The sequence below is a fragment of the Cyanobium sp. BA5m-21 genome (assembly GCF_024346235.1).
In the GTDB taxonomy this organism is placed as follows: Bacteria; Cyanobacteriota; Cyanobacteriia; order PCC-6307; family Cyanobiaceae; genus Cyanobium_A; species Cyanobium_A usitatum.
The window spans coordinates 1-9,063 of the sequence record NZ_JAGQCO010000066.1 but is presented as its reverse complement, the minus strand read 5'-3'; the positions used below and the strand labels follow the sequence as shown (position 1 = coordinate 9,063).

The following is a 9,063-nucleotide window of genomic DNA, read 5'->3' as shown; positions in this document are numbered from 1 at the left end:
GCCGGCTGCCCGCTCGGCATTTGCCGTCACTGCTGCAGCCAGCAGGTTGGCCACGGCCACGCTGCCGAGCTCGCCTTCGCGCCTGCTGCGCAGGCTCACGGCACCTGTTTCAGCCTCTTTGGCGCCGATTACTCCCAGCAGGGGGATTTTCATCTGCTCGCCGTTGCGAATCAGCTTGCCGAGGCGCTCACCGGAATGGTCCAGCGTGGCGCGGATGCCTGCGGCCTTGAGCTGCTCCAGTAGCTGTTCCGCGTAGGGCATCACCTCATCGGTAACGGGCAGCAGCCGGATCTGCTCGGGCGCCAGCCAGAAGGGGAAATCGCCGGCATAGTTCTCGGTCATGATCCCGAAAAAACGCTCCAGCGAACCGAAGATGGCCCGGTGAATCATGATCGGCCGCATTCTTGAGCCATCAACGGCTACGTACTCAAGTGCGAATCGTTCTGGCAGGTTGAAATCGAGCTGGATGGTGGAGCACTGCCACATTCGCCCGATGGCATCTTCGATTTTTAGGTCGATCTTGGGACCGTAGAAGGCGCCGCCGCCTTCATCGATCTTGTATGCCCAGCCCTTGCGATCGAGGGCCTCGATCAGGCCTTGGGTTGCCAATTCCCACACGGCATCTTCGCCGATCGATTTCTCCGGCCTGGTGGAGAGATTTATTTCGTAGGTCTTGAAATCGAAGGTGGAAAGGATCTCCTCTGTGAGATCAAGGATGCGCAGGATCTCATCGCTGATCTGCTCTGGTAGGCAAAACACGTGGGCGTCGTCCTGGGTGAAGCCGCGCACCCTCATTAGGCCGTGCATCACACCCGGGCGCTCATAGCGATAAACGGTGCCCAACTCGGCCCAGCGAATTGGCAGCTCCCGGTAACTGCGCAGGGTGCTTGCGTAAGTGAGCACGTGAAAGGGGCAGTTCATGGGCTTGAGCTGGTATTGCCGCTCATCTACTTGCATGGGGCCAAACATGCTCTCGGCATAGAAGTCGAGGTGGCCCGAGGTTTTCCACAGGCTGATATCAGCCACGTGTGGTGTGTACAGCAGTTCGTATCCAGCTGCGAAATGGGCCTGACGCCAAAAATCCTCGATCAACAGGCGCATCCGCGCCCCGCGGGGATGCCAGAACACAAGCCCAGCCCCGGCCTCATCCTCGATCGAGAACAGATTCAGGTCGCTGCCCAATCGCCTGTGGTCCCGTCGCTTGGCCTCTTCCTTGCGCCGCTTGTGTTCCGCCAGTTGTTCAGCTGTTTCCCAGGCGGTGCCGTAGATGCGCTGCAGCTGGGCTTTGGTTTCATCGCCACGCCAATAGGCGCCGGCGACGCTCTCAAGCTCGAAGGCCTTGGGATTGAGCTCGCTGGTGTTGGCTACGTGGGGCCCGGCGCAGAGGTCCCACCACTCCTCGCCCAGGGTGTAGAGACTGATGGGCTCGCTGATCCCCGCCAGGATCTCCAGTTTGTAAGGCTCGTTTTGGGCTTTGATCCTTGCCTCGGCTTCACTGCGGCTTACTTCGATCCGCTCAAGCGGCAGACGCCGGCCAATGATCTTGCCCATCTCCTTTTTTATTGCCTTGAGATCGGCCTCGGTGAAGGGATCGGGATTGTCGAAGTCGTAATAGAAGCCGCTCTCTGTCCAAGGGCCAATGGTGACTTGGGCCTGGGGAAAGAGCTTCTGCACCGCCATGGCCAGCACATGGCTCATCGAGTGACGGATGCGCAGCAGCTGGTTGCTTTCGCTGGTTTTGGGCAGGGCGATCGGTGCGGGCTCGGAGCTGCTTGGGTTCACGGGCACTGATCGAGCGGCTAACTAAGGCGAATCTCAATCCTACGCAGCGCTCCTAAGCTGGATCTATGGGTTTTTCTCCTCCAATACCCGAGCTTGAATCCCCCGGCGTCCTGCTTGATCAGCTGCTTGGGTCCTTGCTCGACGACTTCGGTTCCTGTTTTGAACGGGGTTTGTTGCTGCTAGATCACTGTCCGGAAACCGTGATGCCCCAAGTCCAGCAGCTGATCCTGCGCGATCACCTAGTGCAGGCCCGCAAGGAACTCTGCGCCGCCACAAGCTTGCGCCAGGCGGCTCCGATACCAATGGCCCTCGAGATGGAAACCCTGGCTCCCTGGCATCAACTGGTGTTGTCGGTGTGGAATCTTTCGGCGGCCCTGCGCCGGCATGGGGTGAACCTTCCGTGATGGGCGAGCGCCGCAACCTGGCGTTGAGCTATGTCCTCTGGGCCCTAGGCCTGGTGGGAGTGTGTGGCGTGCATCGCTTCTACAACCGCAAGCCCCTCAGCGGCACTCTCTGGTTGCTCACTTTTGGCCTCTGCTTCGTGGGCCAATTGGTTGATCTCTGGTTGATGCCCGAACTGGTTGACCAGGCCAACCGGCCTTTGGTGTTATCAGGCTCGACCCTCTCGGTTGAGCGGCAGCTAGTTCATCTGGCTAGGCGCAGAGGTGAGCTGGGCTTCACCCTCAATGACGCCCTCGTCGAGATGGAGTTGCCGGCTGGGGTGGAGAGTCGCCAGGTGCGTGATGAGATCCAAAGGTTGCTCCATGCTGAGCTGCTGGATGTCGGCAATGACGAGCGGGGCCGGGTGATCTACAAGGAGCCTTGAGACAGCGACGTTTTTTGCTGTTGCTGGGGCTGGCGGCTGGAGCCTCTCTGCCCATGGGGTTGTGGAGTTGCCCCCTGCGTCAGCTCACGGGCATACCCTGCCCGACCTGCTACTTAACGCGCTCCGTGCTGGCGACCCTGCATGGCGACCTCGCCCAGGCCCTGGTATGGCACGCTTTTGGCCCGGTGCTGGTGGGGCTAGCGCTGGCCCTGGGGCTCTGGACTCTTTCAGGTGGCCGCCTGGCGTCTCGGCGGCTGCTGCAGTTGGCCTGTGCCGCTGCGCTGCTCGCATTTGGCTATTGGCTGCTGCGGCTCTGGGGCTGGAGCCAGGGCCAGCCTTTGCCGGCCTGAACTGCCGAGAAAGTTCCTAGGCGGGCGGCAGGAAACCCAGAGTTTCCCGCACCCGTTTGAGGGTCTCATCGGCCACGGTCGCAGCCTTGTGTTGGCCATTGCGAAGCACCTCTGCCACCGCGCCTGGCTGCTGCCGCCACTCCTGATAACGCTGCTGCACTGGCCTTAAGGCCTCTACGGCAGCTTCTGCCAGCAGGGGCTTAAAAGTGCCCCAGCCCATGGCGCCGCACTGCTCGGCTGCCTGCGAGCGGCTTTTGCCGGCCAGCAGGGCGTAGAGCCCCAGAAGGTTGTCTGCTTCTGGGCGCTCTGGATTACCGAATTCCAGTCCCATGGTGGGGTCGGTTTTGGCCCGTTTGATTTTTTTAACCACCAGTTCCGGCGGATCCAGCAAGCTGATCCGCGAGCCCTCGTTGGGGTCGCTTTTGCTCATCTTTGAGCTGCCATCAGTGAGGCTCATCACCCGGGCCCCTTCGCGCAGGATCAAGGGCTCGGGCACCTTGAGCACTGGAATTACCTCACCGTCTGGCTTGCGCTTGCCAAAACGGGCGTTGATGCGCTGCTGGGCAATGTCGCGTGCGAGTTCAAGGTGCTGCTTTTGGTCCTCCCCAACTGGCACCAGATCAGCGTCGTAGAGCAGGATGTCGGCAGCCATCAGCACCGGGTAATCCAATAGGCCCACAGACACCTGGTCTCCCTGTTTAATTGCCTTTTCCTTGAACTGGATCATCCGCTCCAGCCAATTGAGCGGGGTGGCGCAGTTGAGCAGCCAGGCAAGTTCGCAGTGGGCGCTCACGTGGCTCTGCACGAACACGGTTGAGCGATCGGGATCTATACCGCAGGCGAGATAGAGAGCTGCTGTTGAGAGCGTGTCCTCGGCGAGCTGGGCTGGCTGATGGGGAACTGTGATCGCATGAAGATCAACCACACAAAAAAAGGTGTCGTGGCTGCTCTGGAGATCAACCCAATTACGGATTGCGCCCAGCCAGTTGCCGAGGTGCAGAGCCCCAGTGGGTTGCACCCCAGACAGAACCCTCGGCCGTGCCATGGGACTCAGCTCGCGGTGCTCTCAGGATTTTCGGTGCTCTCAGAGTTGTCGGTACTCACAGTGCTCTCGGGGGCAAGCTCTTCGGCGGCCAGATCTTCGGCAGCAGCTTCGATCTGCTCGTCAGCGGCATCCTCTTCAGAGTTGGTCTCGATGGGCTCAGCCACGGGAGCAGGAGGCTTGCTTGGGCGAGCAAAGGGATCGATCCGAGGTGCCCGCTCCTGGCGGATCACCCGGCTCTCGCCACCCCCCGGCCGGCGCTCTGCGCGTGGGGCATCACCCCGTGGACCGGCCTGGGCCCTTTGCTGAGCGACTAGTTCGTCGAGCTTTCCATCCTCAAGCAGCTGGGCCACCGTGCGAATGGCGAAGCCCAGGGCAGCAACCGTGGAGCGCAGCGCGAAGCCCTCCTGAATGGCTCTGGCGGCACGCATCTCGTTGTCGCTGAGCCGGATGCGGAATCCGCCGGGTTCGCGGTTGCCTGGCGGGCGTCCGCCACCGGCACGCCCCCCCTGGTCATCGTGAGATTGAGAGGGGGTGGTTTCGTCGGCCATCGCCTCAGCCTGTGCAGTCAGAGGCAAGTGTGCCGCATCGGCTGGCCAAGGGGGGGGTGAGCCAGTGCAGCCGATGGGGCTCCCGCTGCCCGCTGCGGGCAAGCACGATCAGGGGCAGGGCCCGCACGGCCCCTGGTCGAAACTGGTTTCGATAGGTTTCCAGCAGCTCCAGATAGGCAGCAAAGGTCCAGCCGTGGTTGCCTCGCTCCTGGTGGCCCCAGAAGTGGCGCAGCGCCTCCTGGCAGGCCGGTTGACCGAATTCCTGCCAGCAGCGCAACTGGGCTGACCAGGCCGGCTGTCCGGCGGTGATCCAGGCCCGATAGCGCACCAGCTCCGGTGCTTCAGCACTGGCATCTGGCGGCAGCACCAGGGCGAGCTGCTCCAGTGATATGCGGCGCAGCCTCAGCCAGCAGCGCTCAAGCAGGGCCACCGGCAGGCTGCCAACCCAGATGGGAGCAGCCTGAAGTTCCACTCCCCATTCCAGCAGCTGGGCCTGCTGCCTGAGTGTCAACTGCGGGAGTGTCAATTGCGGTAGCTCCTCAGCCATGGGTGCCCTTAAAGGTGATCGCGGCGCTGGCGTATTCCCGGGGTTCGAGGTGGATCGTGCAGCGCACCCGACCAAACCGGGCCTCTAGGTGCTCTTCCACCAATTCGGTGATCCGGTGCGCGGTTGGCAGGTCATTGGCGTCCACCACCATGTGCATGTCGATAAACACCTGCTGGCCGAGCACTCCGCGGCTGGCGATGTCGTGGCAGTTGAGTACCCCTGCCACCTCCATCGCGACCTGGTGAATGGCCTCCGGGGCAATGGCGATCTGATCAACCAACTGGGGCAAGTTGGTGCGCAGCACCGACCAGCACACGCGCACCAGCAGCAAGCAAAGCGGAATCGCTAGGGCGACATCGAGCCAACTGAGGTTGAGCCACACCGCTCCTGCCAGGCCCACCAGCACCACCGCTGTTGTCCAGATGTCGCTGCTGGTGTGGGCCGCATCGGCCTTGAGCAGGGGACTGCCAAGCCTGCGCCCCTCGGCCCGCTCGTAGCTAGCCAACAGAATGTTGATTCCGAGCACGAGCAGCAGTATCAGTAGCTCCCGGCTATCCATTCGCAAGGGCTGTAGTCCAGTGCTCAGCCTCCCGATGGCGGCCTGCAGGATCTCAAAGGCAGTGAACAGGATGAAGGCTGCGATAGCCAGGGCCCCCACCGCTTCGTACTTGTGGTGCCCGTAGGGATGGTCCCTGTCGGGTTCGGGATCCGAAAGTCCATTTGTCACCAGTCCCAACAGGCTCGAAAATCCGTCAGTGGCACTGTGCATGGCATCCGCCAGCACTGCTAGCGAGCCACTCAAGAGGCCCAGCAGCAATTTCAACAGAGTCATGCTGATGTTGACGGCCAGGGCCACCAGCAGCACTCGCTTCACCTGTTCGCGGGTGTCCTGGCGACCCTCCATTAGGTTGTCTCTTACTCCTGGAGCTGGCAAGGCAAACCCCCGACTCGCGCCCAAGCTATTGGCATTTGCCGCCTGCGCAGCGTCTCAAGCTGAGCTAAAGATGCTTCAGCTTTTACAGCGCCGTTGACGCCGCCGGTGACCCTCCCCCAGCTCGCCGGGTTAGCCATGGTCTGCCAGGCCATGCCCACGACCCTCAAACCTTGGCTTCCGGCTATCGGCACCGGGGTTATCGGCTGGTTTGCCCTCGATGGGTTGCTGCGGTTAAGCCACCTGCCCATCGCCTCTGGTCTCACCTTGGCTGGCCTGGGCCTGGGTGCTTTGCTGCTGCGCCGCCGCCAACCCCGGGGGCCAGCCCCCACGGATGTGTCCGGCTGGCTGGGTCGCCTGGAGCAGCTTGAGGCTCAGTTTTTACGGTTGGCAGGGGAGCCAGCTCCAGCCCAGGCTGAGCTTGATAGCCGGTTGCGTAAGGACCAACTGGCAGCCCTGCGCCAGGAGCTGGACCGGCAGGGCTTGCAGTTGGCCCTGGTGGGTACCTGCCCTCCGGCTCTGGCTCTTCAACCAGATCTGATCGGGGCCCTGCGTGGTCCCGAGACACTTCAGCTTCACTGGGCCCATCCCTTGCCGGCCTGGAGTGCCGATTGGTCTTGGCCTGAAGTATTTGCTGCCTGCGACCTGCTGATCCACCATCTGCGCACTCCTCTCTCCGCCGCTGATCTGCGCTGGCTCGAGGCCCTGCCCGCCGCCCAGCCCGCCTGGCTGCTGGTGGATTGCCCCAGTGATGACCAGTCTCGCCAAGCTTTGAGCGCTGAATTGCGCTCCCAGCTTGGGCAGGAGCTTTCCAGCCGTCTGCTTTTTTGGGATGGCCTACCCACGACCCTTGTAGCCAGCATTTCGCCCCTAGCCCGGCACCTCGCCAGTGGCGGAGCGGAGCTGCGCCGCGGACGCCAGCTGCGTCGTCTTGAGCAATTGCACGGCCAGTGGCAGTGCAATCTCGAGCAGCTGCGGCGCCAGCACTTTCTGCCGCTGCAGCGGCGCACCCAATGGCTGGTGGCGGCCGGGGTGGTGGCGGCGCCCCTGCCGAGCCTTGATCTGCTGGTGCTTGCGGTGGCTAATGGCTTAATGCTGCGCGAAATGGCTCGCCTCTGGGATTGCCCTTGGACTTTTGAGCAACTGCAGGCCGCCGCTAGCGAACTGGCCAAGGCAGCCCTCGCCCAGGGGGTAGTGGAGTGGAGCAGCCAGCTTCTGACTGGCCTGGTCAAGTTGCATGGCGCCACCTGGCTGGTGGGGGGGGCGTTGCAGGCCCTCAGCGCCGCCTATCTCACCCGGGTTGTGGCCAGGTCCATGGCTGACATGTTGGCCCTCTCGGCGGGGGTGAGCGAGCCTGATCTCGCCGAGATAAAACGCCAGGCACCCTTGTTGGTGGCCCGGGCAGCGGCGGCTGAAAAACTCGACTGGCCTGCGTTTATCGAGCAGGGCCGGCAATGGCTTTGCAACCTGCCCCCTGCCAGCATGATTTGCTCAGATCTGATGGCAGCGGAGCGAACCCCTTGATTGACCTTGATCAGCGGTTGTTGTTTGCCTTTCTGCTCACCCTGGCAGCCGGCCTTTGCACCGGGCTTGGCAGTTTGCTTGGGCTGGTGTCGAGGCGGTTCAGCCCCAAGTTGCTCAGTTTGTCGTTGAGCTTTTCGGCTGGCGTGATGATTTTTGTCTCCTTTGTGGAGATATTTCCCAAGGCTAGGCAAGCGCTGGCCCTCGGGCTTGGAGCCACTACCGGCTATGGGGTAACTGTGCTGGCTTTTTTTGCTGGCATGGTGGTGATTGCCTTGATCGACAACGCCCTACCAAGCCATGATCTGACCCTTCCTGAGGCCAACTTTCCCAGGACCGAGTCGCAGACCTTGCTGCGCACAGGTTTGTTTTCGGCTCTAGCGATTGCCATCCACAATTTTCCAGAGGGTTTGGCCACCTTTGTTGGTGCCCTTTCAAGTCCAAGACTTGGCATCAGCATCGCCATTGCGATCGCCATCCACAACATTCCCGAGGGCCTGGCGATTTCAGCTCCTGTGTATTACGCCACTGGCAGCCGCCGCACTGCTTTTTGGGTGTCTTTCGCCTCGGGACTTGCCGAGCCCATCGGTGCAGTGGTGGGCTACGTCTTTTTAAAAACATTTCTCAGCGACACGGTAATGGGATTGATTTTTGCCAGCGTCGCCGGATTGATGGTTTACATCTGCTTCGATGAATTGCTGCCTGCCGCCCAGCGCACCGGGGCCCATCATCACGTGATGATTGCTGGCCTCACGGCAGGAATGCTGGTGATGAGTGTCAGCTTGGTGCTGCTGGCCTGAGGTGAACCAGCTCCCCAGCCGAGATCCAGCTGCGCCCGGCGCAGATCAGAGCTGGCCCTGGTGGCCCCTGTTGCCGCTCTACCCCTACGGCCGCCGCCGCACCTTGGTGCGCGAATTAATCCCTGACCAGATCTGGAGTTTCGAGCAGCTCCAGGGCGTGTTTTACGTGGCAGTGCCGATCCGGATGACGGTGGTGCGTTTGCGGGCTGGGCTGTTGCTTTATGCCCCCGTGCCCCCCACTGGAGAGGTGCGGGCAGCGCTTGCCGAGCTGGAACACCGCTACGGGCCCGTTTGCACGATCGTGCTGCCCACCAGCTCTGGCCTCGAGCACAAGCTGCCTGTGCCGGCGATGGCAAGGGCTTTCCCTGCTGCCCAGGTGTGGGTAACACCAAGGCAGTGGAGCTTCCCCTTGCCGCTGCCGCTGGCCTGGTTGGGGTTCCCGGGCCAGCGCACCCGGGTGTTGTTTGAGCAGGGCCTTCCCCATGCCGATGAGCTGCACTGGCTACCGCTCGGGCCCCTAGACCTAGGCCTGGGCACCTTCATGGAGGCGGCCTGCCTGCACCGCGCCAGTGGTTGCCTGCTGCTCACCGATGCCCTGGTGGCCATCAGCGAGCAGCCCCCAGAGCTATTTGATGCCGATCCGACGCCGCTGCTTTTCCATGCCAGGGATCGCGGTGATGCGCCCTTGCTGGACACTCCTGATTGCCGCAGGC

The 9,063-nt window shown here is 62.2% G+C and carries 11 protein-coding genes; 6 read left to right on the top strand and 5 right to left on the bottom strand.

Annotated elements, in window-relative coordinates; genetic code table 11:
• The coding region (gene thrS, locus KBY72_RS13265; RefSeq protein ID WP_254993779.1) for a threonine--tRNA ligase at window positions 1–1,698 on the bottom strand (1,698 nt) is incomplete at its 3' end.
• Between the two features lie 149 nt (window positions 1,699–1,847).
• Here thrS and KBY72_RS13260 point away from each other — a divergent pair.
• Genes KBY72_RS13260 through KBY72_RS13250 form a run of 3 tightly spaced genes read left to right on the top strand, consistent with a single transcriptional unit; the run spans window position 1,848 to window position 2,958 of the window.
• Entirely contained in the window at window positions 1,848–2,186 is a 339-nt protein-coding gene (locus KBY72_RS13260; RefSeq protein WP_254993777.1) for a DUF2605 family protein, read from the top strand.
• Entirely contained in the window at window positions 2,186–2,608 is a 423-nt protein-coding gene (locus KBY72_RS13255; protein WP_254993776.1) for a TM2 domain-containing protein, read from the top strand. Before KBY72_RS13260 ends, KBY72_RS13255 begins: the two co-directional genes overlap by 1 nt.
• A complete protein-coding gene (locus tag KBY72_RS13250; protein ID WP_315859560.1) occupies window positions 2,605–2,958 on the top strand; it encodes a DUF2752 domain-containing protein in 354 nt (117 codons plus the stop codon). The genes KBY72_RS13255 and KBY72_RS13250 overlap by 4 nt, the downstream gene beginning before the upstream one ends.
• A 16-nt stretch (window positions 2,959–2,974) precedes the next feature.
• Here the strand turns inward: KBY72_RS13250 and trpS are convergent, their stop codons facing one another.
• The 4 genes from trpS to KBY72_RS13230 are packed head-to-tail and all read right to left on the bottom strand — an operon-like array spanning window position 2,975 to window position 6,002.
• Window positions 2,975–4,003, bottom strand: a complete 1,029-nt coding sequence (gene trpS / locus KBY72_RS13245) for a tryptophan--tRNA ligase (RefSeq protein ID WP_254993775.1) — start codon at window positions 4,001–4,003, stop codon at window positions 2,975–2,977.
• A gap of 5 nt (window positions 4,004–4,008) precedes the next feature.
• Window positions 4,009–4,551 carry a hypothetical protein gene (locus tag KBY72_RS13240; RefSeq protein WP_254961065.1) on the bottom strand — a complete coding sequence of 181 codons (543 nt, stop codon included), beginning with the start codon at window positions 4,549–4,551 and terminating at the stop codon, window positions 4,009–4,011.
• A gap of 4 nt (window positions 4,552–4,555) precedes the next feature.
• Window positions 4,556–5,062 carry a hypothetical protein gene (locus KBY72_RS13235; RefSeq protein WP_254993774.1) on the bottom strand — a complete coding sequence of 169 codons (507 nt, stop codon included), beginning with the start codon at window positions 5,060–5,062 and terminating at the stop codon, window positions 4,556–4,558.
• Window positions 5,063–5,090: 28 nt separating this feature from the next.
• Window positions 5,091–6,002, bottom strand: coding sequence for a cation diffusion facilitator family transporter (locus tag KBY72_RS13230; protein ID WP_254961120.1), 912 nt, complete (start codon window positions 6,000–6,002; stop codon window positions 5,091–5,093).
• 135 nt (window positions 6,003–6,137) lie between these two features.
• On the opposite strand from KBY72_RS13230, the gene KBY72_RS13225 reads away from it, so the two are divergent.
• The 3 genes from KBY72_RS13225 to KBY72_RS13215 form a co-directional block, all read left to right on the top strand.
• The gene (locus tag KBY72_RS13225) at window positions 6,138–7,553 is read left to right on the top strand and encodes a YcjF family protein (RefSeq protein WP_254961067.1); all 1,416 of its coding nucleotides are present in this window, start codon (window positions 6,138–6,140) and stop codon (window positions 7,551–7,553) included.
• Entirely contained in the window at window positions 7,550–8,350 is an 801-nt protein-coding gene (zupT, locus tag KBY72_RS13220) for a zinc transporter ZupT (protein WP_254961071.1), read from the top strand. Before KBY72_RS13225 ends, zupT begins: the two co-directional genes overlap by 4 nt.
• Before the next feature lies 1 nt (window position 8,351).
• The coding region (locus KBY72_RS13215; RefSeq protein ID WP_254993773.1) for a DUF4336 domain-containing protein at window positions 8,352–9,063 on the top strand (712 nt) is incomplete at its 3' end.

What these genes read in the sequence shown, in the direction of transcription:
- trpS (WP_254993775.1), bottom strand. Translation starts at nt 4,003, where the DNA reads ATGGCACGGCCGAGGGTTCTGTCTGGGGTGCAACCCACTGGGGCTCTG.
- KBY72_RS13230 (WP_254961120.1), bottom strand. Translation starts at nt 6,002, where the DNA reads ATGGAGGGTCGCCAGGACACCCGCGAACAGGTGAAGCGAGTGCTGCTG.
- KBY72_RS13240 (WP_254961065.1), bottom strand. Translation starts at nt 4,551, where the DNA reads ATGGCCGACGAAACCACCCCCTCTCAATCTCACGATGACCAGGGGGGG.
- KBY72_RS13260 (WP_254993777.1), top strand. Translation starts at nt 1,848, where the DNA reads ATGGGTTTTTCTCCTCCAATACCCGAGCTTGAATCCCCCGGCGTCCTG.
- KBY72_RS13255 (WP_254993776.1), top strand. Translation starts at nt 2,186, where the DNA reads ATGGGCGAGCGCCGCAACCTGGCGTTGAGCTATGTCCTCTGGGCCCTA.